The organism is Bradyrhizobium sp. CCBAU 45321 (assembly GCF_028128975.1).
Classification (GTDB): domain Bacteria; phylum Pseudomonadota; class Alphaproteobacteria; order Rhizobiales; family Xanthobacteraceae; genus Bradyrhizobium; species Bradyrhizobium yuanmingense.
The window spans coordinates 283,441-308,646 of record NZ_LFKZ01000016.1 but is presented as its reverse complement, the minus strand read 5'-3'; the positions used below and the strand labels follow the sequence as shown (position 1 = coordinate 308,646).

At 65.5% G+C, this 25,206-nt stretch carries 28 protein-coding genes and 1 pseudogene; 12 read left to right on the top strand and 17 right to left on the bottom strand.

Annotated elements, in window-relative coordinates:
* Together ACM43_RS05650 and ACM43_RS05645 are read right to left on the bottom strand one after the other, a co-directional pair.
* Complete coding sequence (locus ACM43_RS05650; protein ID WP_271538745.1) at window positions 1-1,068, bottom strand: endo-1,4-beta-xylanase; 1,068 nt, start codon at window positions 1,066-1,068, stop codon at window positions 1-3.
* Window positions 1,065-2,153 carry a glycosyltransferase family 1 protein gene (locus ACM43_RS05645; protein ID WP_271538743.1) on the bottom strand — a complete coding sequence of 363 codons (1,089 nt, stop codon included), beginning with the start codon at window positions 2,151-2,153 and terminating at the stop codon, window positions 1,065-1,067. The genes ACM43_RS05650 and ACM43_RS05645 overlap by 4 nt, the downstream gene beginning before the upstream one ends.
* Window positions 2,154-2,420: 267 nt before the next feature.
* Between ACM43_RS05645 and ACM43_RS05640 the strand changes: the two genes are divergently transcribed.
* Both ACM43_RS05640 and ACM43_RS05635 read left to right on the top strand, forming a co-directional pair.
* Window positions 2,421-3,857 carry a lipopolysaccharide biosynthesis protein gene (locus tag ACM43_RS05640; RefSeq protein ID WP_271538739.1) on the top strand — a complete coding sequence of 479 codons (1,437 nt, stop codon included), beginning with the start codon at window positions 2,421-2,423 and terminating at the stop codon, window positions 3,855-3,857.
* A gap of 251 nt (window positions 3,858-4,108) precedes the next feature.
* Window positions 4,109-5,650, top strand: a complete 1,542-nt coding sequence (locus ACM43_RS05635) for a L,D-transpeptidase (protein WP_271538737.1) — start codon at window positions 4,109-4,111, stop codon at window positions 5,648-5,650.
* Between the two features lie 30 nt (window positions 5,651-5,680).
* Here the strand turns inward: ACM43_RS05635 and ACM43_RS05630 are convergent, their stop codons facing one another.
* The 3 genes from ACM43_RS05630 to ACM43_RS05620 form a co-directional block, all read right to left on the bottom strand.
* A complete protein-coding gene (locus tag ACM43_RS05630; protein WP_271538735.1) occupies window positions 5,681-6,493 on the bottom strand; it encodes a class I SAM-dependent methyltransferase in 813 nt (270 codons plus the stop codon).
* Window positions 6,494-6,582: 89 nt separating this feature from the next.
* The gene (locus tag ACM43_RS05625; RefSeq protein ID WP_271538733.1) at window positions 6,583-7,122 is read right to left on the bottom strand and encodes a VOC family protein; all 540 of its coding nucleotides are present in this window, start codon (window positions 7,120-7,122) and stop codon (window positions 6,583-6,585) included.
* Window positions 7,123-7,147: 25 nt separating this feature from the next.
* A complete protein-coding gene (locus ACM43_RS05620; RefSeq protein ID WP_271538731.1) occupies window positions 7,148-8,152 on the bottom strand; it encodes a Bug family tripartite tricarboxylate transporter substrate binding protein in 1,005 nt (334 codons plus the stop codon).
* Window positions 8,153-8,252: 100 nt separating this feature from the next.
* Here ACM43_RS05620 and ACM43_RS05615 point away from each other — a divergent pair, with 100 nt between their 5' ends.
* The 3 genes from ACM43_RS05615 to ACM43_RS05605 are packed head-to-tail and all read left to right on the top strand — an operon-like array spanning window position 8,253 to window position 10,336.
* Window positions 8,253-8,951: a TetR/AcrR family transcriptional regulator gene (locus tag ACM43_RS05615; RefSeq protein WP_271538729.1), complete on the top strand. Its 699-nt coding sequence runs from the start codon at window positions 8,253-8,255 to the stop codon at window positions 8,949-8,951.
* Window positions 8,929-9,489: a carboxymuconolactone decarboxylase family protein gene (locus tag ACM43_RS05610; RefSeq protein ID WP_271538727.1), complete on the top strand. Its 561-nt coding sequence runs from the start codon at window positions 8,929-8,931 to the stop codon at window positions 9,487-9,489. Before ACM43_RS05615 ends, ACM43_RS05610 begins: the two co-directional genes overlap by 23 nt.
* A 1-nt stretch (window position 9,490) precedes the next feature.
* Window positions 9,491-10,336, top strand: a complete 846-nt coding sequence (locus tag ACM43_RS05605; protein ID WP_271538725.1) for an SDR family NAD(P)-dependent oxidoreductase — start codon at window positions 9,491-9,493, stop codon at window positions 10,334-10,336.
* 51 nt (window positions 10,337-10,387) lie between these two features.
* On the opposite strand, the gene ACM43_RS05600 is transcribed toward ACM43_RS05605, so the two are convergent.
* From ACM43_RS05600 to ACM43_RS05585, 4 genes are read right to left on the bottom strand one after another with little or no spacing between them, the layout of a single operon-like run.
* Window positions 10,388-10,927: a DoxX family protein gene (locus ACM43_RS05600; protein ID WP_157285245.1), complete on the bottom strand. Its 540-nt coding sequence runs from the start codon at window positions 10,925-10,927 to the stop codon at window positions 10,388-10,390.
* Window positions 10,924-11,706, bottom strand: a complete 783-nt coding sequence (locus tag ACM43_RS05595; protein WP_271538722.1) for an HvfC/BufC N-terminal domain-containing protein — start codon at window positions 11,704-11,706, stop codon at window positions 10,924-10,926. Before ACM43_RS05595 ends, ACM43_RS05600 begins: the two co-directional genes overlap by 4 nt.
* A complete protein-coding gene (gene bufB, locus ACM43_RS05590; RefSeq protein WP_271538720.1) occupies window positions 11,696-12,610 on the bottom strand; it encodes an MNIO family bufferin maturase in 915 nt (304 codons plus the stop codon). Before bufB ends, ACM43_RS05595 begins: the two co-directional genes overlap by 11 nt.
* A 37-nt stretch (window positions 12,611-12,647) precedes the next feature.
* Entirely contained in the window at window positions 12,648-12,953 is a 306-nt protein-coding gene (locus tag ACM43_RS05585; protein WP_036026732.1) for a BufA1 family periplasmic bufferin-type metallophore, read from the bottom strand.
* A gap of 303 nt (window positions 12,954-13,256) precedes the next feature.
* On the opposite strand from ACM43_RS05585, the gene ACM43_RS05580 reads away from it, so the two are divergent.
* From ACM43_RS05580 to ACM43_RS05565, 4 genes and pseudogenes are all read left to right on the top strand, one after another.
* The gene (locus tag ACM43_RS05580; protein WP_271538717.1) at window positions 13,257-15,347 is read left to right on the top strand and encodes an adenylate/guanylate cyclase domain-containing protein; all 2,091 of its coding nucleotides are present in this window, start codon (window positions 13,257-13,259) and stop codon (window positions 15,345-15,347) included.
* A gap of 180 nt (window positions 15,348-15,527) precedes the next feature.
* Window positions 15,528-16,466 (top strand): alpha/beta fold hydrolase, encoded by a 939-nt coding sequence (locus ACM43_RS05575; RefSeq protein WP_271538715.1) that lies wholly within the window; start codon window positions 15,528-15,530, stop codon window positions 16,464-16,466.
* Window positions 16,441-17,027, top strand: a pseudogene (locus tag ACM43_RS05570) (HutD/Ves family protein). Before ACM43_RS05575 ends, ACM43_RS05570 begins: the two are co-directional and overlap by 26 nt.
* Before the next feature lie 104 nt (window positions 17,028-17,131).
* On the top strand, window positions 17,132-18,337 hold the full coding sequence (locus tag ACM43_RS05565; RefSeq protein WP_271538713.1) for an adenylate/guanylate cyclase domain-containing protein: 1,206 nt from the start codon (window positions 17,132-17,134) through the stop codon (window positions 18,335-18,337).
* Here the strand turns inward: ACM43_RS05565 and ACM43_RS05560 are convergent.
* The 4 genes from ACM43_RS05560 to ACM43_RS05545 all read right to left on the bottom strand — a co-directional run bounded on the left by ACM43_RS05560 (window position 18,324) and on the right by ACM43_RS05545 (window position 19,815).
* Window positions 18,324-18,617 carry a hypothetical protein gene (locus ACM43_RS05560; protein ID WP_128262803.1) on the bottom strand — a complete coding sequence of 98 codons (294 nt, stop codon included), beginning with the start codon at window positions 18,615-18,617 and terminating at the stop codon, window positions 18,324-18,326. The two genes, ACM43_RS05565 and ACM43_RS05560, sit on opposite strands and share 14 nt — an antisense overlap.
* A 262-nt stretch (window positions 18,618-18,879) precedes the next feature.
* Window positions 18,880-19,059, bottom strand: a complete 180-nt coding sequence (locus ACM43_RS05555; protein ID WP_271538709.1) for a hypothetical protein — start codon at window positions 19,057-19,059, stop codon at window positions 18,880-18,882.
* 86 nt (window positions 19,060-19,145) lie between these two features.
* Window positions 19,146-19,352, bottom strand: coding sequence for a hypothetical protein (locus ACM43_RS05550; protein WP_050991724.1), 207 nt, complete (start codon window positions 19,350-19,352; stop codon window positions 19,146-19,148).
* 94 nt (window positions 19,353-19,446) lie between these two features.
* Complete coding sequence (locus ACM43_RS05545) at window positions 19,447-19,815, bottom strand: rhodanese-like domain-containing protein (protein WP_157285238.1); 369 nt, start codon at window positions 19,813-19,815, stop codon at window positions 19,447-19,449.
* A 175-nt stretch (window positions 19,816-19,990) separates the two neighbouring features.
* Between ACM43_RS05545 and ACM43_RS05540 the strand changes: the two genes are divergently transcribed.
* Entirely contained in the window at window positions 19,991-20,788 is a 798-nt protein-coding gene (locus ACM43_RS05540) for an adenylate/guanylate cyclase domain-containing protein (RefSeq protein ID WP_271538706.1), read from the top strand.
* 218 nt (window positions 20,789-21,006) lie between these two features.
* Complete coding sequence (gene ku, locus ACM43_RS05535) at window positions 21,007-21,948, top strand: non-homologous end joining protein Ku (RefSeq protein WP_271538704.1); 942 nt, start codon at window positions 21,007-21,009, stop codon at window positions 21,946-21,948.
* Between the two features lie 27 nt (window positions 21,949-21,975).
* Here ku and ACM43_RS05530 read toward each other — a convergent pair whose 3' ends face one another.
* The gene (locus tag ACM43_RS05530) at window positions 21,976-22,245 is read right to left on the bottom strand and encodes a hypothetical protein (RefSeq protein ID WP_157285235.1); all 270 of its coding nucleotides are present in this window, start codon (window positions 22,243-22,245) and stop codon (window positions 21,976-21,978) included.
* Window positions 22,246-22,492: 247 nt separating this feature from the next.
* On the opposite strand from ACM43_RS05530, the gene ACM43_RS05525 reads away from it, so the two are divergent.
* Window positions 22,493-22,969: a DUF3833 family protein gene (locus tag ACM43_RS05525; protein ID WP_271538701.1), complete on the top strand. Its 477-nt coding sequence runs from the start codon at window positions 22,493-22,495 to the stop codon at window positions 22,967-22,969.
* A 146-nt stretch (window positions 22,970-23,115) separates the two neighbouring features.
* Here ACM43_RS05525 and ACM43_RS05520 read toward each other — a convergent pair whose 3' ends face one another.
* From ACM43_RS05520 to ACM43_RS05510, 3 genes are all read right to left on the bottom strand, one after another.
* Window positions 23,116-23,574 carry a nuclear transport factor 2 family protein gene (locus ACM43_RS05520; protein WP_128262808.1) on the bottom strand — a complete coding sequence of 153 codons (459 nt, stop codon included), beginning with the start codon at window positions 23,572-23,574 and terminating at the stop codon, window positions 23,116-23,118.
* A 137-nt stretch (window positions 23,575-23,711) separates the two neighbouring features.
* A complete protein-coding gene (locus tag ACM43_RS05515) occupies window positions 23,712-24,185 on the bottom strand; it encodes a methyltransferase family protein (RefSeq protein ID WP_271538851.1) in 474 nt (157 codons plus the stop codon).
* Between the two features lie 21 nt (window positions 24,186-24,206).
* On the bottom strand, window positions 24,207-25,103 hold the full coding sequence (locus tag ACM43_RS05510; RefSeq protein ID WP_271538697.1) for an NAD(P)/FAD-dependent oxidoreductase: 897 nt from the start codon (window positions 25,101-25,103) through the stop codon (window positions 24,207-24,209).
* Window positions 25,104-25,206: the final 103 nt, after the last annotated feature.

The following is a 25,206-nucleotide window of genomic DNA, read 5'->3' as shown; positions in this document are numbered from 1 at the left end:
CTAAGCGTCCTTCGTGAACTTGCTGATGACGTCCATGAACGGCTTCGGCTTGAACTCGCCGTCGAGCGGCAGCGGACGGTTCGGCTGCTTGTCCTTGCGGGCGAAGGTGCCGTTGATCCAGCTGTAACGGTCCGAGATGCCCCAGGTCAGGATCGAGCGCACCGGGCCGCTCGCGGCAACGGCCGTCAGCAGGTCGTCGACGCGCTTGGCGACGACGGCGTCGCGCTCCGCAGGACTGCCCGCCAGCTTCTGGTCGTCGACGTCGAGCTCGGTGATGAGCACCTCGAGCCCCCAGGAGCGCAGCTCGGTGACGAACTCGGCGAGCCCGTGCGTGTCGATCTCGAGCTCGGCGTGAAGATGCGCCTGCAGCCCGACGGCGTGGAGCGGAACGCCCTGATCGAGCAGGTCCATGATGAGGGTGCGGTAGGCGGCCCGCTTGGCGATGAAGGAATCTTTCGCCGATTCGATGTCATATTCGTTGATCGCGAGCTTGACGAAGGGGTCGGCCGCGGCCGCCGTGCGGAACGCCAGCGGAATCCAGCGATCGCCGAGATGTTGCGTCCAGAAGGTGTCGCGCCGGTCCTTCGGGCTGCGCGGATTGTCGGGGATCGGCTCGTTGACGACATCCCACGACGTCAGCTTGTCCTTGTAGTAGGAAACGACGGTGCCGATGTGGTCGAGATACGCGCGTTCGACGCCCTTGCTGCCCTTGATCTGCTTGGTCCAGTCCGGAATGTCGTGATACCAGGCGAGTGCGTGGCCGCGCATGGTCAGATCGTTGTCGCGCGCGAAATCCAGGATCGCGTCGGCGCGCTCGAAGGCGAACGTATGGGCGTCCGGCCGCAGCATCGGCCATTTCAGCTCGAGCACCGGCACCACCTGCGTGCAATAGGTGCTGATGGCCTCGCCGAGCCGCGGATCGGCTTGCAGGTCCCAGAGCGTGGCGGCTGCGCCGTAGCCCGGGCGGCGTTGGGCGCGTTTCGAGGCCGGCACCGCGGACGCCGATGCGCCTGCCGCAAGCGTGGCGGTACAGCCGAGCAGGAATTCGCGTCGGTCGAGCCCGGTCACGCGTGCCGCTGCATCGCGGCTTCCGCGATTTCGTAATAGTGAAGCGCGCCCTTCTCGAGCGTCAGGTGGTCCAGCACATAATCGCGCGGCGCGAAGCCTCCTGCGTCGACCTGCGACCAGAAACGGCCCCAGCCCGCCGCGAAGCTGCCCGCATCAGTGAAGGTCATGCCGCAGCGCGCGTCGAAATAGGGCACCGAGGACACGTTGCCCTCGTATCGCACCTTGTCCGGGAAATATTTCGGATCCTGCCAGGGGCCGCCGCGATCCCAGGCGAAGACGGGCACGCCGCTCGACAGTGCTTGCTGGCAGGCGATGCCCTGGCTCTCGTGCTCGCAGAGGAAGATCATGCTGCGGCAGCGAGCCAGCGCGGTCTTGTAATCCTCTTCTTTGTAGTGGCCGTAGCGGATCGTTTCGACCGTGCGGCCGCTGGCTTCGAGAAGCTTTCGGATCGGCTCGATCAGCTCCGGCTGGTACCGGTCGTAATCCCAGCGCACCTTGTCGTAGAGCAGCACGTCGACCTTCTTCTGCGCAGCCGGCGTGGGGATCCACAGATCCGTCTCGATGCCGACGGGCCAGGCACCGACATGGGGCCAGTGCGGACGAAACATGTCGGCATACCAGGCGCAGGGCAACAGCACCCGCCTCACGTCGAGGTCGTTCAGAGTTTCCGGTGCGTCGATCGGATGGTCATACATGGCGACGCCAAGCAGCAGCGGATTCTTCCACTTGAACCAATCGAGCACGAACGGCCGGCCTATGATGCAGGCCAGTTCCTCCGGATGCTTCCGAATGTAGCGATAATCGTTGACGCGGTAGCGAATGCCGAGCCGATCAAGGCCTGCGCACAGATTGAGCAGAACGCGCCGCTGTCCGCTGATGAAGGACTTGCCCATCAACAACCGGCGCAGCAGCGGCCGAAGGTGACGGTCGCCGGGAAACCAGCGGTCGTCTCGTTCCTCGAAGAAGAGGTTGAGAACCATCCTGTCGCGACCTTTCGCGCCGGGATACGCCGGAACCGCGGGAGCAGTGGCGGTTCGACGCGGGAGGGAGGTCGATCTCGCCCGTGTTCGTTCGACAACGTCCATGTCAGTCACATCAGTGCGTCGGAGGAGTCGGGCGACGTTTCGCTATCAATACTTCTTTTCTGTGATCGCGCCCGCTCCTTCAAGAACAGGGCAAATTTAACGCTAACGCGCGATAACCGCGCGCTCGCTCCATTTGCGATCCGATTTGCAGGGTTATCCGGCTATCCTTGACCTATCCTTGGCAATGCCAGCGGCGAGCCCGATTGTCGCGCCCAATCGTCTTAACGACCCGTTAATCCTGATGGCTGCCCACGGTCCCGTGCTCGCATGCTGAACCGCCATTTCTCGATCTATCTCGTCGCCTACATCCTGCCTGCGGCGGTGGGCTTCTTCGCCGTCACGGCCTATACGCGGCTCTTGAGCCCGGCGGAGTACGGCGTCTATGTCGTCGGCATCAGCCTTGCCGGGATTCTGGGCGCGATCTTCTTCGCCTGGATCAAGCTGTCGGTGTCGCGCTATCAGGCGATGTCGGCGGACGTCGATTTTCGCGGCACGGCGATCGTGGCGTTCGCGCTCACGGCCGCCGTGCTCTGCGCCACCACTCCGCTGGTCGTCCTGTTCCGCAGCGACGTCAGCGTCGAGCTGCTGCTCGCCAGCATGTTCGTCGCGATCATGGCCAATGCAGTCGATGTCGGCCAGGAGTTCGAGCGCGCCAAATTGCGCCCCTACCGCTTCGCGGCGATCTCGATCGTGCGCAGCGTCTCCAGCGTCGGCTTCGGTCTTGTCGGAATCTGGCTCGGCTGGGGTGGATTGGGGCTGCTCGCCGCATTCGGCCTGGGGTCGCTCGCCGGCATCATCCTGAACCTCGTCGGCGACCGCACCGGGATCGCGCGCTTCCAGCGCGGCCAGTTCATGCAGCTGGCGCGCTACGGCCTGCCGCTGACGCTGGCGGGATTGTCCGTGGCGGTCTATTCGGCCTGCGACCGCCTCATTGTCGCTTATCTGCTCGGCAAGGATGCTGCCGGCATCTTCGGCGTTGCCGCCGATCTGCCGCGCCAGTTCATGGTGATGATCGCATCCAGCGTCGCCGCGGCGACCGTGCCGCTGGTGTTCCGGTCATTGTCTGAGACCAACGGCGAGACGACGCGGGAGCGGCTGACGGAAAGCCTCGAGCTGCTGCTCGTCGTGGTGGCGCCCGTTGCGGTCTGGCTTGCGCTCGCGGCGGACCAGGTGGCCGGAACGCTCGTCGGGATCGACTTCCGCGCCGGCGTCTCGGCCCTGTTACCGACGCTGGTGCTTGCGCGGCTTTTCGGCATCGCCAATCAGTTCTACGTGCAGATCAGCTTCCAGCTCGCCGAGCGGCCGTTCATGCTGGCGGCGCAATCTTTCCTCACGCTGGTGATCAGCGTGATCCTGATGTTCGCGCTGATCGGCGGCTACGGCCTTTACGGCGCGGCGCTGGCGACCTTGGCGACCGAGGCGATCGGCTTCCTCGTCGCACTCGTCCTGATGTATCGGGCCCATCCGGTCCCGTTCGAGCTCAATCGCCTCGCTGGCGTCGCTGCCTCCGCGGCCGCGATGGCCGCCGCGATCCTGATTGCGCGGGCGCAAGTGGGCGGCACCGGCCTCGTGCCGCTCGTCATCGTTAGCCTCGCCGGCGGCCTTGCCTATGCCGCCGCGGCCTGGCTGCTGAATGTTGCGAACGTGCGCACCTTGTCGCTGCGTGTGCTGCGAACGTTGAACCGCAAGGCGTTGGGCGTCTAGTCGCGCTTCCGTGGGCGCGTCTCCGGCGGCTCTCCCGGACATTCTGCCGCAGTGGCCGAGACCAGCTTCGGGCCAGCCCGGCTGACGGCCGCCTTCCGCCTGCGCAAGGCGTCGTATATGAGAGATTTGTCGCCGCAACGTGCCGAATCTCGCCACAGAGGGAACGTAAGGCGACTGCAATTTCTTAATGCAACGATTCCAATCTGACACGTGAGCGATACCAGCCGACTGGCAGCTCGACCGAGGATGGCATGAAAAACCGATCGACGACGGCGCAATCCATCAGGGCGGTGGGGCGCCGGGGGCCTGCCGGAATCATGGCGCTCGTGGCGGCGGCGACCCTTGCGGCGGCCACCCCGGCGATTGCGGCTAAGCAGCAGCGCCAGGTGGCTGAGGCAGTCGCGCCGCGGGCGGCCGGCGATCCGGTCATGGCGATCGTGTCGATCAAGAGCCAGCAGGTCACGTTCTACGATGCCGATGGCTGGATCGTGCGCGCGCCGGTATCGACCGGCACCACCGGACGCGAGACGCCGGCCGGCGTCTTTGCCATCCTCGAGAAGAACCGGGAGCATCGCTCGAGCCTTTATGACGATGCCTGGATGCCGCACATGCAGCGCATTACCTGGAACGGCATCGCCCTGCATGGCGGACCGCTGCCCGGCTATGCCGCCTCGCACGGCTGTGTGCGAATGCCGTTCGGCTTCGCCGAGAATGTGTTCGACAAGACCTATATCGGGATGCGCGTGATCGTCTCGCCGCATGACACGGTCCCGACGGAATTCTCTCATCCCTCGCTGTTCGTGCCAAAGCCGGAGGCCATCGCGGCCGTGCCCGGCCGGGCCGACAAGCTCTCCGCCGAGGCGGAGGAAGCCACAAGGGCGGCCGACGAGGCCAAGAAGGCTGCGTCCGTCGCCGCGAAGGAGGCCTCCGCGCTGCCGGCCGCGCTGCGCAAGCTGGAACAGCAGAAGACCCGCGCCGATGCCGAGCTCGCCTTCGCCGACAAAATGCTCGCAAATGCCAAGACGGATCAGGCCCGCGCCAAGGCCGAGGAGCTGAAGCAGAAGGCAGCAACCAAGGCTGCCGACGCGACGACGCAGCTCGAGGCCGCCAGGGCCGCCGCGCAGCCGAAGCGCGATGCGGTGGCTGCGACCAAGGAAGCCGCGAAGACCGCTGCGGCCAGAAAGACCGAGGCCGTGAAGGCGGCGACCGACGCGAAGCTCGCGGGCGAGCCGGTCTCTGTCTACATCAGCCGGGCGACGCAGAAGCTCTATGTGCGGCGGAACACGCACAAGCCGGCGCCCGACGGCGGCGGCGAGGTCTTCGACACCAGCATCGAGGTCCCCGTCACGATCCGCAATCCCGAGCAGCCGATCGGCACGCATATCTTCACGGCGATGGCGAAGACCGCGACGGGGCTGCGCTGGAGCGTTGTCACGATCGAGAACGGCGATGAGGCCCGCAACGCGCTCGACCGCATCACCATCCCGCAGGACGTATGGGACCGCATCGGGCCGACCGCGTTGCCGCGTTCCTCGATCGTCATCTCGGACGAGCCGCTGAGCAGCGAGACCAATTACCGGACCGAGTTCGTCGCGGTGCTGAGCAACGAGCCGCAAGGCGGCTTCATCACGCGCAAGCCGACCGCGCCCGCCATGGTCGCCAGCGACGACGGCTGGGACAACGGCTTCGGCTTCTTCTACCGCGATCCCTACGTCCAGCCGGCCAACCCGCGCCGGCGCAGCCAGTATCAGTACTATCAGCCGGCGCAGCCGTTCCAGCGCGGCTTCTGGTAAAGGACGCGCCGCCTCGGCCAAACGCCCCTGCTACGGGCGGGCCTCGATCACGATCGCCTGGATCTTGCCCTCCACCGGACCGGATCCATGGCGGGCCCGGATTGCCTCCGCAACAGTATCGGTCGCAGCCTGAAGCTTGCCGGCATCCCGTGCCTCGATCTCGCTGCGCAGTGGCGTGCCCTGGCAGAGCGCAATGGCGACATCTTCGGCTGAAGGCGCGCGGCTGATTTCGGATCGGGTTTCGATCGAGATGTCGCGGAAGCCAGCTCGTTCGAGATCGCTCCTGATGACGGCCTTGTCGTGATAGCCGTGCGGCGTCCGGACCATGAAACGCGGCGGATCATTGGGAAACAGCTTCTCGAGCGCGACCGTTGCTTCATGCGTGAGTGCATTCTCCTCGATGCGATCCCAAACGTTGAACACGAACGTGCCGTCCGGCTTCAGGACGCGCCTGACCTCGCCATAGGCCTTGATGCGGTTCGGAAAGAACATCGCGCCGAACTGGCAGCAGACCACGTCGAACTCGGCGTCGCCGAAGGGCAGGGCCATTGCGTCCGCCTGACGCCAGGTGATGCGATCGTCATTCGCCTGGCGCTGCGCTGCGACCGCGAGCATCGGTTCGTTGAGGTCCGTTGCAAGGTATCGAACGCCGCGCGGCAGCGCCGCCGCCACGGCCCGCGTCACCGCACCGGTGCCCGCTGCGATCTCGAGCAATACAGCGGGAGAGCGTGCGGCAACGCGCCTTGCGATGTCCTCCGCATAGACGGCGAAGATCATCGGGACCAGATACTCGTCGTAGATTTTCGGAATCGAGCCGGCGAAGACCTTGTCAGTGTCGGGCATGCTAGCCTCGCTGAAGGTTCGGACACGAGGCCACGTTACCATGGTTTCCCGCAAGAGCCAGCAACGGCGTACATTGCGGGCAATCGGTTCTACGATCTCCCGCCGCCGACCTCGCGGATCGGCCGCGTGCCGTCCCAGTTCATCGCGGCCTGCCGCACCTTTTCGAAGAACGGTCCCTTGGTGCCGCTGATATCGGAGATCTCGATCACCGTGCCCGGATGCGCCTGCGTGTCGAAATAGGCAAAGCGTCCCTTCTCGCCGCCGATCTGGCCCTCATGGCCGAGCCTGTAGCCGAGCCCGAGCGCCTTGTCGTAGAGCGCCTGATAGTCGTGGCTCCAGTACGACATATGCTGGAGGCCTTCGTGCCCGGCATCGAGAAATTCCTTGTAGAGCGAGGGCGCGTCGTTGCGCTGCTGGATCAGCTCGATCTGGAGATCGCCGGAATTCGCCAGCGCAATGCTCATCTCGACGGCCGAATCCCGGCCGCGATGGCGGAACCAGTCGGTCTTGACCCGGTCCATGTAGTACCAGGGCCCGACGCCCATCACCTCGATCCAGTGCTTCATCGCGGCGTGGATGTCCCGCACCACATATCCGTTCTGGCGCACCGCGCCGAAGATGCGGCTCATGCCCGCGCTCCCCTCGTCACGTCGATCACTTGACCTCGATGCCCGCGTCCTTGGCAACCTGCTTCCAGGCCGTGATGTCGCGCGCGTTGATGTCGCGTTGCTCCTCGCCGGGCACGAATTGCGGCGTGATGCCGAGCGCCAGCAGCTTCTGCTTCACGACGTCATCGCCAAGGGCCTCCTTCAGCGCCGCCGACAGCTTCTGCGCGATCGGCGGCGCCACGCCGGCGGGCGCATACATCGCCCAGGAGAGGCTGCGGTCGAACGCGACGCCCTGCTCCTTGTAGCTGGCGACGTCAGTCAGGCTCGGCGACCGCTCGCCGCAGGCGGCCAGCGCCTTGATCGAGCCCTCCTTCACCAGCGGCGTTGCGGTGGCGACGTCGAGCGTCGCGAGCGAAATGTGGCGGCCGAGCAAATCGCCGGCCAGCTTTGCGATGCCGTTGAACGGCACGTGGTCCATCCTGATGCCGGTCTGCTGCATCAGGATTTCCGCGCAGAATTGCCCGGTCGAGCCGACGCCCCAGCTGCCGTATTGGATCGGCTCGCCCTTCTTGGCCAGCGCGACCAGATCCTTGATGTCATTGGCGGCAAAGTCCTTGGTGGCCACCAGCATGATGGCGGAGACGCCGACGCGCCCGATGGTCGTGAAATTCTTGATCGGATCGTAGGGCAGTTTTGGATAGATCGCGGGCGCCAGCACATGCGTGGTCATGCCGCCGACGGTGATGGTGTAGCCGTCATTCGCGGAAGTCGCGACCATCTGCGTGCCGATCGTGCCGGCGGCGCCGGTGTGGTTCTCGATATAGATGCTCTGCCCGAGCGTCTTGCCCATCCTCTCCGCAAGCAGCCGGCCGACCACGTCGCCACCGCCGCCGGCCGCATAGGGCAACAGCATCCTGATCTTGCGGGTGGGGTAGGCGGCAGCATCCTCGGCGCGGGCGGACGCCGCCGCAGACAGGATCAGCAGCAATGATGTGACGATGCGAAGCGCTGCGATGGTTTGCGCGGGCAAAAGGCGAGCGTGGCTTGCCATGGCGTTCTTCCCCCAATTGCTCTCCGCTTATCGAGCGGAGTTGAAACGAACGATCGTTCGTGCGGTTGACTAGCGAACGATCGTTCGTTAGTCAAGTATCATGGCTGTCCATACCTCCAGCGCGGCGGCAGCCGCTGCGCCCACGACGCGCGAGCGCATCCTCACCGAAGCGCTCAATTTGTTCGCGCAGAGCGGCTATGGCGGCGCGTCGATGCGCGAGCTCGCGCGCCGCGTCGGCATCCGCGAGAGCAGCCTCTACAACCATTTCTCCGGCAAGGCCGCGATCCTCGAGGCGATCGTCAGCGAGCACGGTCCGGCCAGCTCGGCGAGCCGGCTGGAGGAGCCGCGCTACAAGCAGCTGGCGCGGCAGCCGGCGGAGTTCTGCCGGCAGTTCGCGCTCGACCTCGTCGAGCAATGGTCCGATCCGCGCGAGCACCAGTTCCAGAAGGTCATCACCGCCGAGCGCAACCGCGTGCCCGGCATCCGCGCCAAGTTCGCCGATCATTTCTACGCGCGCGAGCAGAGGCTGATGACGGATTATTTCCGCGGCTTCGCGCTCGCCGGCCTGATCTCGACACCCGACCCGCGCGAGACCGCGCGGCTGTTCGCCGCCGGTCTGATCTACATCCGCCTCGAGCATTACGTGATGGGCGCGGTGCCGTCGCCGCGGCCGAAGGTGATCGAGGCGATCGACCGCTACCTTGCCTTCTTCCTGTCGCTGATCGCGGCAGACGGTGACGCCGACAACAAGAAACGAAAGACCAAGGGAGAAATGCGTGGCAAGGCTGCCCCTGATTGATCCGGAGACGACGAGCGGCGATATCCGCGCCTCGTTCGACCGCATGCCGGTCAAGCTCAACATCTTCCGCATGATGGCCCACGCCGAGGCCAACATGATTCCGGCGATGCGGCTCGGCAATTCCATCCTGCACAAGCAGAAGCTCAGCGCGGTCAACCGCGAGCTTCTGATCCTCCAATCCGCCCAGCTCGAAGGCGGCGCCTATGAATGGCGCCAGCACGTGCCGATCGCGCTCGGCGTCGGCTGCACGCAAGCGCAGATCGATGCGGTCGAGCGCAAGCACTACGACGCTGCCGGCCTGAGCGAGGCCGAGCGCGCGCTGCTGAAATTTGGCCGCGAGGTGGTCGAGAACGTCCGCGTGGCGGAAGCGACTTTCGCGGCCGTGCGAAAGCATTTCAGCGACCAGGAGATCGTCGAGGCTATCGTCGCGCTCGGCTTCTACATGATGATGGCGCGCCTGACCGAAGCAACGGAAACCGATCTCGATCCCGCGGCCGGCATGCAGGTCTATGACGGCGGCAAGAAGCCAGGCGGCTGAGATGGCGGACACCGAAGGCAAGCCGGAGCGCTATGTCCGTCCGCCCAGCGCGGAATCATCCGGCGAAGCGCCGGGCAGGGGGCGCCTCAAAGGGCGCCGCATCCTGATCGTCGGCGGCGGCCAACGCGTGTTCGACGCAGCGAGCGATCCAATCGGCAACGGCCGTGCCATGAGCATCCTGTGCGCCCGCGAGGGCGCCAAGGTCGCGGTCGCCGATCTCAACCGCAGCTCCGCCGAAGAGACGGTGAAGCGCATCACGGATGAAGGCGGCGAGGGTTTTGCCATCGCGGCCGACGTCACCTCAGAGGCCGACGTCGTCCGCATGATCGACGAGGCGCACCGCGCCATGGGCGGGCTCGACGGCATGGTGCTGAACATCGGCACCTTCGGCAAGGTCGGGCTCGATGCCGTCAGCCCCGAGGAGTGGAACAAGATCTACGACGTCAATGTCCGCGGCCCCATGCTGTGCTGTCGCGCCGCGATGCCCAGGTTCGACGATGGCGGCGCCATCGTCTTCATCTCCTCCATCGCGGCGCTGAAGGCGGGCTCGCAGATGGCGGTGTACGATTCCTCGAAAGCCGCGCTCGGCGGCCTGATGCGCAACATCGCCCATCTCGGAGCGCGCCGCGGCATCCGCGCCAACCTCGTCTATCCCGGCCTCGTCGACACCCCCAACGGCCGCGAAGCCGGCGCCGGGCGCCCCAGCCGTGGCAAGGGCCACATCCCCTTTGGCCGTCAGGCGACGGCCTGGGAGATCGCCTATGCCGTGCTGTTCTTCCTCTCCGACGAAAGCGTCTACGTCACCGCACAAACACTCGCGGTCGATAGCGGCTTGAGCGGGATGTAAGTGCTCTTTTGTAGCCCGGATGGAGCGCAAGCGTAATCCGGGACCGATGCCTCACCGTGCAACCTGCCCCGGATTGCGCTGCGCTCCATCCGGGCTACGGATGCGACAGATCAGATGATCGAGCGAGATGTGCCCCGGCCCGTAAGCCATGAGGGCAAGCGCCATCGCCGCCCAGGTGAGATGGATCGGCCAGCCGTCGGGCACCGTGAGCTCGACGATCACTGTCATCATCAGCAATCCGAGCGCTGCGAACCGCGTGCCCAGCCCCAGCACCAGCAGGATCGGCAACATGATCTCGCCGGAGCCCGAGAGAAAGGCCATCACCGTCGGGGCCGGAAAGTGATAGGGACCGCCGGGCAGATGCAGCATGAATTCGTCGCTGAACAGCGTTACTGCCGTGTCGTTGAGCCTGAGGAAGCCGTCCCATTTGAGCAGGCCCGAGCGCCAGAACGGCACGGCGAGCGCGAGGCGCAGCACCAGCTGGACCAGCGATGGCACCGCGAGCGCCTGCACCAGATGATTGGCTCTGTCGACGATTGCTCCGGGCGACGGCAGGCCGCTGGCGGGCGTCATGGGTTGCTCCGTGATCATGATGGGTCGCCGCAACAGGGCGAGGTGAAGGCACCGGCTTCGATCAGCCCGGCAATGTTCGCGGCGATGTCGAATTCGCTCGCCGCCTCCAGCGCCGCCGCCGCGGCTTCGCCGAGCGGGCGGCCCGACATGAGATGGTGGGCGAAGACCGCGCCGCCGGGTGGAAGGCGGCGCACGGCGACGTCGAATTCGCCTCGCGTGATCAGGGCATCTTCCGGCGTCGAGGCGTCGATCCGCATGACCGGTGCGTCGTCGCGGTTAGCCGTAAAGATCGTCACGGCAGCATAGTCCGAACGCAGGCATCGCGCGGCCGGGTGCGGAATGAAAACCAGATCAGCCAGGCGGTCGGGTGTCACCGCCGAGAGCCGGGCCGGCGACAGCGGGACGGCGTCGGCGGCGTGATAGGCATCGAGCCAGGCCCGCTCGAGACGCGCGACGTCGGCGAGCCAGGGCATATCTTGCGCATGCTCGTAAGCTTCGATGAACTCCGGGAAATCGCGGCCGTATTCGAACAGCAGCGGCGATGTCGGCGGCTTGCTGCGCACATGCAAGCGCGCCATCGCGCGGAAGAAGTCTATGCCGGTGATGCGCTGCACCGCCGGATAGATCGCGGCGAGCGCGTCGATCAGGCTGACCGTGACGTTGTTGCGGTAGACGTCGTAGCGCCGGCCGGCGGCCTTGCCGTTCGGGCCGGTCACGAGCTCAGGCGTGCTGCGCGCCGGAGCCAGCAGCGCCGGCGCGAACGATGCGGCAAAGCACAGACCTGGTTCAGGCGGCATGACGCTCTCCTGCCGGCACGGCGGACTGATGGCGGTCGAGGATCGCCTGGGCGGCAGCAGCTTCCGCTTGCAGCACCGGCCAGTCCGGAATCTTGCTGTCCCATTCGATCAGCGTCGGCACCGACCCGCGGCGGCGGATCACGATCTCGTAGAGCTTCCAGACGGCATCGGTCACCGGGCCGTCATGGCTGTCGATCAACAGCAGGTCACCTTCGTCGTCGGCCTGCTCCGCATGCCCGGCGAGATGAATTTCCTCGACGCGCGACAGCGGGAAATCAGCGAGGTAGTCGAGCGCCGAATATCCATGGTTGGCCGCGGAGACGAACACGTTGTTGACGTCGAGCAGCAGGCCGCAGCCGGTGCGCTCCGCAACGGCGCGGATGAATTCGGTCTCGCGCATGGAGGATTCGTGGAAGGCGAGATAGGTCGACGGGTTTTCCAACAGCAGCGGTCGCCGGATCGCCTCCTGAACCTGATCGATGTGATCGCAGACGCAAGCCAGCGTCGCCGCGGTATAGGGCAGGGGCAACAGATCGTTGAAGAAGCTGGTCTCGTGCGTCGACCAGGCGAGATGCTCGGAGACCAGGGCCGGCTGATAGCGCGCGACCAGGCCGCGGAAGCGCGCCAGATGCGCCTTGTCGAGCGGCCGGGGCCCGCCGATCGACATGCAGACGCCGTGCAGCGAGAGCGGATGATCGCGGCGGATCGCCTCCAGTGCGCGATGCGGCGGCCCGCCGGCGCCCATGTAGTTCTCGGCGTGGACCTCGAAGAAGCCCCGCCGATTCTTTGCCTCGAGGATTGCCGGGAGGTGCTCGGGCTTGAAGCTCGTCCCGGCAACGCCGCCGATCGGCGTTGCGAAGCGGAGCGGCAGTGCTGGTGGCGGGGCCGGCTTGATTGTGCTCATCGTGCTGCTCCGTTCGCGCTTGCCGTTGCGCCGGCCGTCAGATCGGCTTCAGCGAACCCTTCTTGCCGCCCGGCAGCTCGATGCTGGTGCAGGTGCCACCCTTGACGAATTTCCAGGCATTACCCTGGTAGTCCACGGTCGAGGTGCCCTGGCAGGTGGTGCCCGGTCCCGCCGCGCAATCGTTCTGGCCTTTCAGTGCGACGCCGAAGCACTTCTCTTTCTTGGCGGCGACGGCGGCATCGGCTTCGGCCTTGCTCAGAGGGGCGGCGGAGGCAAGGGTCGCGAGGGCGGTCGACACCGCACCGGCGAGGACCAGGGAGGTGACGGTATGTTTGGCAGACATCGAGGTTCTCCTGTTCGAGGTGGCATCGCCTGGGATGCGCGCATGGTCTCCTTCGCTGCGCGCGCCGCCCGCGTTACGGCGGGCTGCTCACGAATACGTGAGACCGGTTGGATCGGGCGCACGGGCGGTGCGCTTGGACGGGATTAGCGGGCAAGTGGGTGCCCAAATCCAATGCCTTGGCGCTATCGACACGTTAGAGCGAGAGCATTGGATGCCTCCTACCAAGGTTGGCAGAGGTAACGGACGGCAGGACATCTGCGTAGCGATCACAAGAGTCGTACCCAGCCAAAGGCGGATACAACCATGAACGTCGATCCCGGACGCCAGCTTCGTGCGCTTGCAGGGCTGACGGTCAGCATCCGTCTTGCGGTGTCCGCGCTCGTCCTGGCCGCGATCCTGCTGACCGCGGCGCTCTCCAGCCTGCTCTGGTGGCGCACGGCGGAGGGCGCAAGCCGGCAGCTTGCCTCGACCATCAACGAGCAGATCGTGGCGGCGGTGCGCAAGGAGGTCTCGGCCATCGTCGACGAGGCGCGCGCCGCCCACACCGCGATCCGCACGCTGTTCCTCCAGAACGTGCTCGACACCCGCGAGGCCGACAAGCGCGAGTTCGTCTTTCTCTCGCAATTGCAATCGCAGGCGACGATTTCCTGGGTCGCGTTCGGCTGGCCGGACGGCTCCTTCTTCGCCGCGCACAAGCTCGGCGATCGTCGTCTGGAGATGATGGAGATCTCGCTGACGGATCATCCGGGCCAGCGCCGGGTCGACGAATACGACGTGGTGCCCGGCGACATCGAATTCGCCAACCGCCGCTTCGAGCCGACCGATTTCCGCGTCGCCGATCAGGCCTGGTTCAAGGCCGGCCTCGGCGCGGACGACCCGCAATGGTTCAGGGTCATGGACCACGCGACCGGCGAGCGGCCATCGATCGCCTTCGCCGGACCGATCGACGTCTATCAGGAGCGGCAAGGCGTGCTTGCCGTCATCATCGAATATACCAGGCTCGCGCGCTTCCTGTCGCAGCTGGAGGTCGGGCGCACGGGCACCGCCTTCATCGTCGATGGCAGCGGTGAGCTCGTCGCAGCGCCGGACAAGGACGCCGACGAGCTCCATCCGGCCCGCGGCGACACCGCGCTGCTGCCGCTGGCGCGCACAGCGCTCGACCAGGCGGGGGAAGGCGGCCGCAAGGAGGCCTGGCGAAGTCGGCTCACCTCGGGCGGTGCGGCCTATGAGGTCGCGCTGACGCCGCTGCCGTTTCCCGGCTGGTCGCTCGCGACCGTGATCCCCGAGGCCGAATTTCTCGGACCGGTCGAGACGACATTGCATCGCCTGATCCTCGGCCTCGCCATCGGCGCGGTGCTCGCGGCGCTGGCCTCGGCGATGATGGCGCGGTCCGTCATTGCGGCGCCGCTGTCGCGCGTGGTCGGCGAACTGCGCCATGTCGAAGCCTTCGCGCTGGAGCAGGTCCGTCGCCATCCATCGCGGCTCAAGGAGATTGCAAGCCTATCGGGCGCAATCGCGGAGATGGCGTCCGGCCTGTCCGCATTCCGCAAGTTCATCCCGGCCGATCTCGTCCGCGGCCTGCTGCGCCAGGGCGTCGAGGCGAAGCCCGGCGGCAGCGTGCAGGAGCTCAGCGTGATGTTCATCGACATTGCCGGCTTCACCGGATTGTCGGAGCGGCTCGGCGATCGCGTCGTGCCGCTGCTGTCGCGCTATCTGGACCTCACCTCGGAGATCATCGTCGCCAATGGCGGCACGATCGACAAGTTCATCGGCGATGCCGTGATGGCGTTCTGGGGTGCGCCGCAGCCGCAAGGCGATCACGCCGCGCGATGCTGCCGCGCCGCGCTCGCCTGCCGCCGGGCGCTCGACGAGTCGGGCCTGGTCGACGATCTCGGTCAGCCGCTCCAGATCCGCATCGGCATCAATTCCGGCCGCATGCTGGTCGGCAATATCGGCTCGGAGCTGCGGCTGAACTACACCGTGATCGGCGATGCCGTGAACGTTGCGAGCCGGCTCGAAGGCGCTAACAAATCCTACGGCACGCAGATCCTGATCGGCGCGGCGACCGAATGTCTGGCGCACGGTGCCGTCGTCACGCGCGAGGTCGACAGCATCGCGGTCTACGGACGCGAGGAGGGACTCTCCGTTCACGAGCTGATCGGGATGGTGAACGAGATGGCGGTTGGCAGCACCGGCTGGATCGCCGATTACGAGCGCGGCCTCGCCGCCTATCGCGCCCGCCGCTTTGCCGATGCGCTCGCCGATTTCGAGGCGGTGCTGAAGCAGCGCGGCGACGATCGCCCGGCCGAGCTGATGCGCGACCGCTGCCGTCGGCTCGCTGCAGCTGCGCCCGACGTCAGCTGGCGGCCTGTGGCGGCATTGGCGTCGAAATAGCCGCGCGGATTCCGCGGGCGTCATGCGCGCGTCCGCGCATTCCGCAGGCCGAACCCTTGAGCTAGCCGGGGGCCTATTGTAAGGGATCGCCTGGGTCTGCAGTTCACCCAGGCGTCAGCGTCCCGCGAAGCTTCTGCGTCATCTCAAGGCCGGCGCACCCGGAAGCGTGGAAGGCGCAACATGACCGCAAATCCGGACGCATTGCCGCTCGCCGGGCCTGCTCCGGTCTCGGTGCAGACCTCCCGCGGGATCATCCAATGCTCGGTCGCAGGCGAGGGGCCTGCGATCCTCGCCATCCATGGTGGCATGGGCGGCCACGACCAATCGTGGCTGCTCGCGCGTGCACTCACTTCGACGCTCGGCGACAAGCGGGTTCTTGCCGTGTCTCGTCCGGGCTATCTCGGCTCGCGCCTGGAGCTGGGCGCCTCGCCCGATGACCAGGCTGATCTCTATCGCGATCTGCTCGACGCGCTCGGGATTTCCAGCGCGGCCGTCGTCGCGGTCTCGGCCGGCGGCCCTTCGGCGCTGCAATTTGCCGCGCGGCATCCCTCGCGCTGCCGCGCGTTGGTGCTGGTGTCGGCCTGCACGGGACGACTGCAAACGCCGCCGGACATCGCCGCGCGCCTGCGCATGATGCGCCATCTTGCGCGTCTTCCCGGATTGCCAGGGGTCCTGAAGTGGCGGGCTGAACGCAATCCGCAAGCTGGTGCGCGCCGCGCGATTCCCGATGACGCAATGCGCGAGCGAACCTTGCGCCATCCCGAGGCAGGCCTCTTATTGCGCACCTTGCAGGCGAGCGTGTTCGAGCATCTAGCCGCCAGGATCCCCGGGACCGTCAACGACATCGCGCAATTTGCCGCGCTCGAGCGGTTGCCCGCAGGAACGGTCTCGGCGCCTGCTCTCGTCGTGCACGGACGCGCCGATGATGTGGTGGCGTTCTCGCATGCCGAGAACGTCTGCCGGGCAATCCCGCAGGCGAAGCTGCTGGCGCTCCCCGATGGCGGTCACGTCTCGCTGTTCACGCATCTGGACACGGTGCGCAAGGAGGCCGAGCCGTTCCTGGATCCGCACCCTCATCGCATTGGGGATCTCCATGAAGACCACGCTGCTCAATCCTGAAAACTACACCCGCTCGCCGTGGAAGAACGGCGGCGGCGTCTTCACCGACATCGCCGACGCGCACCGGGCCGATGCGCCGCGCAAGGACTGGGACAGCCTGCTCTGGCGCTTTGCGTCGACGCCGATTTTTGCGCCCGGTCCCTTCTCCCACATGCCCGGCATCGACCGCTTGCAGATGGTCGTCGAAGGGCGCGGGCTGGTGCTGAAGTCGCCGACGCAGGAATTCGACGAGCGTGAACCTTTTACGACGGTGCGTTTCACCGGCGAGCTCGAGATCGTGACCGAGCTCGCGGCCGGTCCCGTCGAGGTCGTGAACCTCATGGCGCGCGCGGTGCGGCCGAGATCGATCTCCTCGCACTGAAGCAGCCCGGCGATCACCGGCACCTCGCCGCCGGCACGCATCTGGTCTACGCCCCGCGGGGCGAATGCCGCATCCGCCTCGACAATGAGGAATTTGCGATTCCCCGCACCGGCACGCTGAAGCTCGAGCTGGCGGGGCCGTCGCAGCTTGCGCTCGTCGCGGGTCTGGCGGTGCTGGGGTCGATCCGGCTTCTGGTCTAGAACCTCGGACCGATGCGCACAATCCATGCAACTGGCCAGGTTGACGCCGCCCGGCCGGCACACGATATCTGCTTCGCTAAAGATGTCAGCTCGAGGGGCAGAATATGAACGCGCCAGACACATACGCCCCCACGCAGGCCGACGGCGTCATCGACTGGCTGACCAACGGCACGCGCGACGAGCGCTTCATCGACAACATCTTCGCGCAAATGTGCATCCGCCTGCAGCAGGCGGGCATCCCGCTCAAGCGATCGACGCTTCACGTGATGATCCATCATCCGCAATGGCTGGGGGCCCGCATGATGTGGTCCGACGGCAAGCGCGAGGCGGAGATCACGCTGGCCGACTATGACGTTCGCGAGCGGTCCGAATATATCGGCAGCTCCGCCAACGAGATCCATGACGGTGCCGACGAGGTCCGCGAAAAGCTCGAACAGGATTCCTCGCTCGGTCGCAAGCATGCTCTCTATGACGACATGCGCTCGCTGGGCATGACCGATTATGTGGCCTGGCCGCTGCTGCACACGCTCGGCAAGCGCCACGTCGTCACATTTGCCACTGATCGTCCCGGCGGTTTCGACGACGCGCATGTCGCCGGTCTGAAGAAGCTGTTGCCGGTGCTGGCGCTGGTCAGCGAGATTCGCATCAAGAATCGCCTGGCGCGCACGCTGCTCGAGACCTATGTCGGCTCCCATGCCGGCGAGCTGATCCTGGCCGGCGCCACAAGGCGCGGCACCGGCACGACGGTGCGCGCCGCGATCATGATCTGCGACCTCAGGGACTTCACCAAGATCTCCGACAACTGGCCGCGCGATGACGTCATCGACCTTCTCAACGACTATTTCGACGCAATGTCGGAGCCGATCGCGCGGCACGGCGGCGAGATCCTGAAATTCATCGGTGACGGGCTGCTCGCCATCTTCCCGCTGCATCAGCCGAACGCCTGCGCCAATCTTCTGCACGCGGTGGCAGAGGCGAGGGGAGCCATGGCCGCGCTCAACGATCGGAACAGCGCGACCGGCCGCGCGCCGCTGAACTACGGCATCGGCGTCCACGTCGGCGATGTCATGTACGGCAATATCGGATCGGCCCAGCGGCTGGATTTCACGGTGATCGGCCCGGCCGTCAACATGGCCTCCCGCCTGGAGGCGCTGACCAAGACGCTCGGCAGGAACGTGCTGTTGTCACGCGATTTCGCCGAGCTTGTCGAAAAGGAGTTCGCATTGGAGCATGTCGGCCGGCACGAGGTCCGCGGCTTCAACGCCCCGATCGAGCTGTATGCCTATCCGGCTCGCGCTATTTCCGGTTAGTTCCGGGAGCGTTCGGCAGGGCCTGCTGGCCGCCCTGGGTCTGCCTGGCCGGATCGTTGTCGCCCGGCCTCATCGTTGACGACTTCGCCGGTGCACTGGCGCCGCCGCTGTTGGCGTCCGACGACGTATTGAGGCTGGAGGCGCCCGCGCCGGTCGTGCCGCCGGTGCCGGTCGAATTGATGCCGGAGCCCGTCCTCGACGGCCCCGCGCCGCTTTGCGCGAAGGCGTAAGGAGACGAGGCGAGCGCCGCGATGAGCCCTGCTATGACGAGTGCTTTCATGTCCGCTCCTGTGCTCGGCCTAGTGCATGATCCGGAAAAGTGCGCAGCGGTTTTCCGAAAAGATCATGCTCAAACAATAACCTAGAGCGCGATGACGGTTCATCCTGATCGCATCGCTCTCTAGGCGGCCTCGGCCCGGCATCCGGGGGCGGGGCTTGAGCCGAGGCCGCCATTTGCCGGAATGGTGAGACGCCGGCGAAAGGCCAATGCGCGGGAACGCGCGGTCGTTCCAATTCCTGCCGGCGGTCGCAACCCCGCTGAACTACGCCGACCAGCGATCCTGCTCTTCCTGGTGGGCGTGCTCGTTCAGCCGGTCGGCGATCTCGTCCGCAATCTGCTCGGTCTCGGCCGAGCCCACCGGCTCGCCCTTGTGGGTCTTCAGCTTGTCCTTGTCGACTTCGATCGGAAAATCGTCGGGTGTCAGTCCGGTCGTCTTGTTCATAGTGCGCCTCACTGTCTCCAGTTGGAGAAAACACACGTGAAGGGCCGATCGTTGCTACGAAGATGAAGCCGCTGGACGAGGCGGCGTCAGGCGCCGCCGACTGCCCGCGTGATGGTGCCGCTCCCGCCGCAGGTGGCGCAAGGCGCGCCGTCGATGCGTCCCTTGCCGTGACAATCGGGACAGACGTCGTCGCCGGTGCCCTTGGTTCCGGGCGGGGCTTCGTCACCGGGATTGAGCGCTGCTTGCGTCGGAATCTTTGCGTCTTGCGCGTGGGCAGCCTTGGTCTTGGTCATCTGCGCCTCCTCGACAACACCGCAACGCGCCTTGCCGCAGAAAGTGCCAATCGGAGTTCGCAGCGCAGTCAACGGAACCGCGCTGCTGATCTCGCTACTTCTCGACTGCGCCCGTCCAGTCCTTGAAGCCGCCGACGTTGTAGACGTTCTCGTAACCCATATCCTTCAAGAGCTTACCGGCCAGCGCCGACCTGCCGCCGGATGCGCAATAGAGGATGACGGTCTTGCTCTTGTCGAACGCCTTGTCGTGATAGGGCGACTCCGGGTCGGCGCGAAACTCCAGCATCCCGCGCGAGACATTCACGGCGCCGGCGATCTTGCCGCTGGCGGCGACTTCCGGCGCATCGCGAACGTCCACGACTAGCGTGTTGCCCTGGTTGATCATCTCGGCCGCCTGCTCCGAGGTGATCTTCGGGACCGCCGCGTTCGCAGCTTCCAGCATTTGCTTGACACTCGTTGCCATGGGTTCTCTCCGGGTCTTCATCTGCCGCCCCACAAGAGGATAGCACATCGATCTGGACATCGCTCCCGGATGAACTTGTCCTGCTGGAGTCAGCAGGCCGGGGCCGGTTGCCAAGGCCGGATTGTACGACTAGCTTTGCCGAAGCTACGCCCAAACGGTCTCTGGCCGCGCCTTCATGCCCAAATTCCTCCGCATCGGTGTCCATCAGTCGAACGTTTCCGGATACACCTCGAAGGCGTGGTGCGTCAGGCGGGTCGGCTCGGCGGTCTTCCTGAAATGGGGCGCGGTGGAGGTGCATGGCACCGGAGCGGCGCGCAAGGTCTATTGGTCGCGTCTGCCGCAGGAGAAGACCGTTCGTTGCGGCACCGCGCAGCGCGCGCAGGACTACACCAAAGCCGCGATCGCGCGGCGCCGCAGCCATCGCTATGAGCCGCTGACCGGCACGATCGCGAACCGGCGGCCGTCGGCCGCACGTGGGGCCGAGCTCAAGCAGGCGCTCGCCACCATCCTGATCGTCGACATCGTCGGCTCCACCGCGAAGGCGGCCAAGCTCGGCGATGCGCGCTGGACCAAGGTCATGGGCCATTACTACGCGGCGGTGCGCAAGGAGCTGAAGACGTGCGGCGGCAAGGAGGTCGTGACCACTGGCGACGGCGTGCTGGCAACCTTCAAGAAGCCCGCCGCCGGCATCGCCTGCGCCACCGCGGTCCAGAAAGCCGTGCGCACGCTCGGCCTCGAAATCCGCGTGGGCCTGCACGTCGGCGAATACACCATCAGCGGCGGCGAGATGGTGGGCCTCGCCTTCCACATCGGCACCCGCATTGCCGCGAAAGCGCGCGCCGGCGAGGTGCTGGTGTCGAGTGCGGTGAAGGAGCTGATGACGGCGCAGGCGGCGATCGCACTGCGGGATCACGGCGTGCACCGGCTGAAGGGCGTCCCGGAGCGGTGGCGGCTGTGGCGGGTGGAGGGGTGACGGAGCTGGACAGCCCTTGCGAGGCTGCGCCCGGATGGAAGGCTCCGGCTATTCAAGCTTCCAAACAAGCGTTTCGCGCCGTTTCGGCCCGAATTGAGCCGATCGCAGGATGCGGTCGGTCAACGGAAGTCCCGCGATTTTCTGTTCCATGCCATGTCGGAACCGGAGCCCGCCGTTCGTCTTGAATCCAAGTCGCCTCGAACCGGAGTTCTGCGTACATGGCCCCGCGCGCCAATTGGAAAGGCTTCCTGAGACTGTCCCTCGTCACCTGTCCCGTGGCGCTCTATCCCGCGACGTCCGAGAGCGAGAAGATCTCGTTCAACCAGCTCAACCGGCAGACCGGCCACCGCATCAAATACGTGAAGGTGGACGCGGAGACCGGCGACGAGGTGCCGAACGAGGACATCGTCAAGGGCTATGAGCTCGAGAAGGGCCAGTACATCGAGGTCTCGAAGGAAGAGCTCGAGGAGATCGCGCTGGAATCGACGCGCACGATCGAGATCGACGAATTCGTCGACAAATCGGACATCGACCCGCGCTACCTGATCCGCCCCTATTACATCCGCCCCGACGGCAAGGTCGGCCACGATGCCTTCGCGGTGATCCGCGAGACCATCCGCGAGATGGACAAGGTCGCGATCGGGCGCGTGGTGCTGACCAACCGCGAGCACATCGTCGCGCTGGAGCCGATGGACAAGGGCCTCGTCGGCACGCTCCTGCGCTACCCCTACGAGGTGCGCAGCGAGCAGGAATATTTCGACGACATCCAGGACGTGAAAGTCACCAAGGACATGCTCGATCTCGCCCGGCACATCGTCAACCAGAAGGCCGGACGCTTCGCGCCCGAGAAATTCGAGGACCATTACGAGACCGCGCTGATCGAGCTGATCAACGAGAAGCGCGCCGGCAAGGTGATCCGGCCGAAGGAGCGGCCGAAGGGCGAGAACGTCGTCGACCTCATGGAGGCGCTGCGCCGCAGCGTCGGCAAGGACGCCGGGAAGCAGGCCGCGCCCGCGAAGGCGGACAAGCCGGCGAAGAAGCCGAGGAAGGCGGCGGCCGGCCAGAAGGAGATGCTGATGCCGATCGCGGGCAAGAAGGCGGCCGCCAAGGAGACGTCCGCGAAGAAGCAGGCCTCAGGGGCGCGGCGGAAATCCGCATGAAGCACGCGAAGCGCCTTGCAGCAGGCCTCAAAGGCCCTCGTCAGGACACTCCGGACAGGTATCGCCGATCGAATCGAGGACATCGTTGATCTCCGCGATCGCCTCATCGGCCGAGACGCCGTCCGGCGGATCCTGGCGCGCACGCTCGACCGCGCGTTTCCGAGCGTGCGGGTCGGCGCGATCCTTGGCCCAGCCGTGCTCCTCGCATTCGCAGATCGCGCCGGCCTCGTGCAGCACGTGGATGGCCCAGCCGCGCAGGGTTCGGATCGCCGGTCGTCTTTCCCTGGTCATCAGCATGCGAGGCCGCTCCTGCGGGACGAATCCGTCCGCCCACCCACTCGTTCCCCGCGGTTAGCACGGGGCAGGGATTCCCAAACGGCAGGACTCGGCTTGTCCACCTGTTCCGGCAGACTGTGGAGAACGCGAGGTATTGGCGCGGGGTCTGCACGCGTTGCAAGCACGCGGCCGATACAGGCAAGTTTCCTCCTGAGGAACCTGGTGCTGAGAGGCGGCTTATGTCGTCACCGGTTTCGGAGGAAAAGCCATGGCCATTGATGCGTTCGCGGGCACAACGCCCGTGTTTCTCCCGGAGCAGTTCTTCGTCGGCCGCCTGGAAGGCTGGGCGGTGGTCGAGAGCCTCGTCGGCGGGCTCTTGAAGCGCGCGTCGATCGCCGCTCATGGCGAGCTGGACGCGGACACCGACACCGTCGTCCTGACCGAAACTTACACCTTCGATGACGGCCACAGCGACACGCTGCGCTGGACCATCCACAAGCTGGGCGAAGGCCAATACACCGGCCATGAGAACCGCCTGGAAGGCGAGGCCACCGGCGAGCAGGCCGGTTGTGCATTCCATTGGACCTACACGCGCGACACGCCCCAGGGCGACGGCAAGTCGTTCAAGCTGAACTTCGATGATTGGTTCTATGCGGTCGATGACCACGCCTGCATCGTGCGGGGCAGCGCCGGGCGCGCGGGCATTCCGTTCGCGACGGCGCATGTGACGTATCGCAAGCTATAGGTTTGGCGCGATGGTGACAGTATACTCTGTACATCCTTGTGTGGAATGCGCGTCACTCTGCATTTCGAATGCCACCACGCAACGGCTCAGGTGCTCAACGCCTGTTTAACGCCAAGCTGATGGTGGCATCACACGAATGATCGGCGTTAGCTCACGATTGGTCCAGCCGCAGCTTCCTCCAAACCGGCACGAGCCTGGATAGCGAGGCTTCGTTCTGCAGCCTGCGAGTCGAAGTATTCCTCAATCGAATAAACCTTGCCCCATCGCAACTTGAAGACGTGGACGCCCCTGTTCACATACGAGCTTTGGCCGTCAAGTAGCCTCGCGTTGGCCCGCCACTTGACGAACACTGTGGTGTTCCATGGCCAACCCGTCACCTCGACCTGTTCAATATCTATGTGCAGCTTCGGGAAAACACGGCCCATGCGCTCGAACCACTGCTTCACCGATTGCTTTCCATGTCGCTCACCCCCCAACGCATGATCTCCGGCAACCCAGTGATACGCGTTTGGCGTTAGGCCTTTTGCAGCATCATCCCAACGTTGGTTGTTGACATGATCGAAGCTCCTGCGGATCTCTTTTTTGACAATTTGACTGTAGACCATTGATGCCTCCAGTTGTTTGGACGGCCCTGCAAGACGGATGGATACTTTCCAGACACTGAAGAGTTGCTCCGGGTAAGGACGGCGATCCGTCGGGACAGCTGGCTGACGGCCGGCCCCACACGCGGCAGCGGCGGAAGTCAGAGCCAGCGGCGAACCTTGGCCTTGTAGCGGCGGTAGTCGTCGCCGAACTTTGCTTCCAGATAGCGCTCCTCGCGGGCGATCACCTGCGTCTGGATCGCGATCAGCACCAACGGGAGCAAGGCGAAGGCGATCGGCCCGTCGAAGCTGATCGCAAGGCCGGCATAGATAAGCGCCATGCCGAGATACATGGGATTGCGGGTCCACCGATAAGGGCCGGTCGTTGCGATGAGGGTCGTTGGCTGCGACGGCGGAACGTTGGTGCCCAGCCGCCGGAACAACCCCGCCGCCGCAAGCATCATCGCCGCGCCGGCAACGAACAGCGGCGCGCCCGCCGCGACCAGCAACCGCCAGTCGATGCCGAAAGAACGCTGGGTGACGAACCGCTCCGCCGCCAGCCCCAACAGCAGCGCTCCCAGATAGACGAAGGGCGGAGGGAAGCGCACACCCGCGCTGTCTCGTTCGACGGCCATGCTCATCCTGCATCTGTGCTCTCAAACCACCATCGACTGCTGGGCAAAGATACCCGCCATCGCGCCGTGCGATGATGCCAGGGTGACCGATGGCGGCGTGATGGGGTTGGCGAGGTCACCGGCGGCGTAGATGCCGTGCATGCTGGTTTCGCGGCGCTCGTCGACCTTGAGGATGATGCCGAGGGGTGTTTTGACCGTGGCGAGGCCCAGTGATTCATGCAGGCTTGCGGACGGCTTGTTGCGCGGATGCGCGAACAGGATGTCGACTGCGACATTGGGGCCGGAATCGAGCTTGACGGTGGCGTTATGGGCCCCGCGTTGGGCGATCCCGGTGATCCGGCCATCGACGACGGGTATGTTGCGTCGCGCCAGATCGGCCCGGATATCGGGCGGAATATCGTGACCATCGGCGAAGAGCGTCAACCTGTCGGTCCAATCGCGGAATAGCCTGACCTGATTGTGCGACTGCGGGCCGGACCAGACGAGGCCCCAATGCTGGCCGGCGACTTCAAAGCCGTCGCAATACGGGCAGGGCACGATCGACGTGCCCCAGCCTTCGGCAAAGCCCGGAACATCAGGCATCTGGTCGGTGATGCCATAGCTCAGGATCAGGCGTCGCGCCCGAAAGCTTTCGCCACCGGACGTGAGGACGGAGAAATTGTCGATGGCGCCGGAGACGCTGTCGGCCCGGGCATTGACCAGCCTGATCGTGGGATAACGCGCCAGCTGCTGCCGCGCCTCGGCCAGGATATCCAGCGGCGGCTTGTGATCGTGGCCGAGCAGGCCATGCGAGTGGTGGGCAAAGCGGTTTCGCGGCAGGCCGGTGTCGAGAACGGTGACCTTGCGCCGCGCACGGCCGAGCTGGAGGGCGCCGGCGAGACCGGCAAAGCTGCCGCCGATGATGATGACGTCATCCATGGGGATAAGCTCCGTTGGAGGACAGGTCGAGACCTACCCATTGGCTTGGACATTTCGGACACTGCATGGTATCGTAATTCAAGTATTAGGATACTGTCAAGGA

Excerpts from the sequence above, each read along its gene's own strand:
- ACM43_RS05645 (WP_271538743.1), bottom strand. The coding sequence starts at position 2,153 with ATGGACGTTGTCGAACGAACACGGGCGAGATCGACCTCCCTCCCGCGT.
- ACM43_RS05640 (WP_271538739.1), top strand. The coding sequence starts at position 2,421 with ATGCTGAACCGCCATTTCTCGATCTATCTCGTCGCCTACATCCTGCCT.
- ACM43_RS05635 (WP_271538737.1), top strand. The coding sequence starts at position 4,109 with ATGAAAAACCGATCGACGACGGCGCAATCCATCAGGGCGGTGGGGCGC.
- ACM43_RS05630 (WP_271538735.1), bottom strand. The coding sequence starts at position 6,493 with ATGCCCGACACTGACAAGGTCTTCGCCGGCTCGATTCCGAAAATCTAC.
- ACM43_RS05625 (WP_271538733.1), bottom strand. The coding sequence starts at position 7,122 with ATGAGCCGCATCTTCGGCGCGGTGCGCCAGAACGGATATGTGGTGCGG.
- ACM43_RS05620 (WP_271538731.1), bottom strand. The coding sequence starts at position 8,152 with ATGGCAAGCCACGCTCGCCTTTTGCCCGCGCAAACCATCGCAGCGCTT.
- ACM43_RS05615 (WP_271538729.1), top strand. The coding sequence starts at position 8,253 with ATGGCTGTCCATACCTCCAGCGCGGCGGCAGCCGCTGCGCCCACGACG.
- ACM43_RS05605 (WP_271538725.1), top strand. The coding sequence starts at position 9,491 with ATGGCGGACACCGAAGGCAAGCCGGAGCGCTATGTCCGTCCGCCCAGC.
- ACM43_RS05600 (WP_157285245.1), bottom strand. The coding sequence starts at position 10,927 with ATGATCACGGAGCAACCCATGACGCCCGCCAGCGGCCTGCCGTCGCCC.
- ACM43_RS05595 (WP_271538722.1), bottom strand. The coding sequence starts at position 11,706 with ATGCCGCCTGAACCAGGTCTGTGCTTTGCCGCATCGTTCGCGCCGGCG.
- bufB (WP_271538720.1), bottom strand. The coding sequence starts at position 12,610 with ATGAGCACAATCAAGCCGGCCCCGCCACCAGCACTGCCGCTCCGCTTC.
- ACM43_RS05585 (WP_036026732.1), bottom strand. The coding sequence starts at position 12,953 with ATGTCTGCCAAACATACCGTCACCTCCCTGGTCCTCGCCGGTGCGGTG.
- ACM43_RS05580 (WP_271538717.1), top strand. The coding sequence starts at position 13,257 with ATGAACGTCGATCCCGGACGCCAGCTTCGTGCGCTTGCAGGGCTGACG.
- ACM43_RS05575 (WP_271538715.1), top strand. The coding sequence starts at position 15,528 with ATGACCGCAAATCCGGACGCATTGCCGCTCGCCGGGCCTGCTCCGGTC.
- ACM43_RS05565 (WP_271538713.1), top strand. The coding sequence starts at position 17,132 with ATGAACGCGCCAGACACATACGCCCCCACGCAGGCCGACGGCGTCATC.
- ACM43_RS05560 (WP_128262803.1), bottom strand. The coding sequence starts at position 18,617 with ATGAAAGCACTCGTCATAGCAGGGCTCATCGCGGCGCTCGCCTCGTCT.
- ACM43_RS05555 (WP_271538709.1), bottom strand. The coding sequence starts at position 19,059 with ATGAACAAGACGACCGGACTGACACCCGACGATTTTCCGATCGAAGTC.
- ACM43_RS05550 (WP_050991724.1), bottom strand. The coding sequence starts at position 19,352 with ATGACCAAGACCAAGGCTGCCCACGCGCAAGACGCAAAGATTCCGACG.
- ACM43_RS05545 (WP_157285238.1), bottom strand. The coding sequence starts at position 19,815 with ATGGCAACGAGTGTCAAGCAAATGCTGGAAGCTGCGAACGCGGCGGTC.
- ACM43_RS05540 (WP_271538706.1), top strand. The coding sequence starts at position 19,991 with ATGCCCAAATTCCTCCGCATCGGTGTCCATCAGTCGAACGTTTCCGGA.
- ku (WP_271538704.1), top strand. The coding sequence starts at position 21,007 with ATGGCCCCGCGCGCCAATTGGAAAGGCTTCCTGAGACTGTCCCTCGTC.
- ACM43_RS05530 (WP_157285235.1), bottom strand. The coding sequence starts at position 22,245 with ATGCTGATGACCAGGGAAAGACGACCGGCGATCCGAACCCTGCGCGGC.
- ACM43_RS05525 (WP_271538701.1), top strand. The coding sequence starts at position 22,493 with ATGGCCATTGATGCGTTCGCGGGCACAACGCCCGTGTTTCTCCCGGAG.
- ACM43_RS05520 (WP_128262808.1), bottom strand. The coding sequence starts at position 23,574 with ATGGTCTACAGTCAAATTGTCAAAAAAGAGATCCGCAGGAGCTTCGAT.
- ACM43_RS05515 (WP_271538851.1), bottom strand. The coding sequence starts at position 24,185 with ATGGCCGTCGAACGAGACAGCGCGGGTGTGCGCTTCCCTCCGCCCTTC.
- ACM43_RS05510 (WP_271538697.1), bottom strand. The coding sequence starts at position 25,103 with ATGGATGACGTCATCATCATCGGCGGCAGCTTTGCCGGTCTCGCCGGC.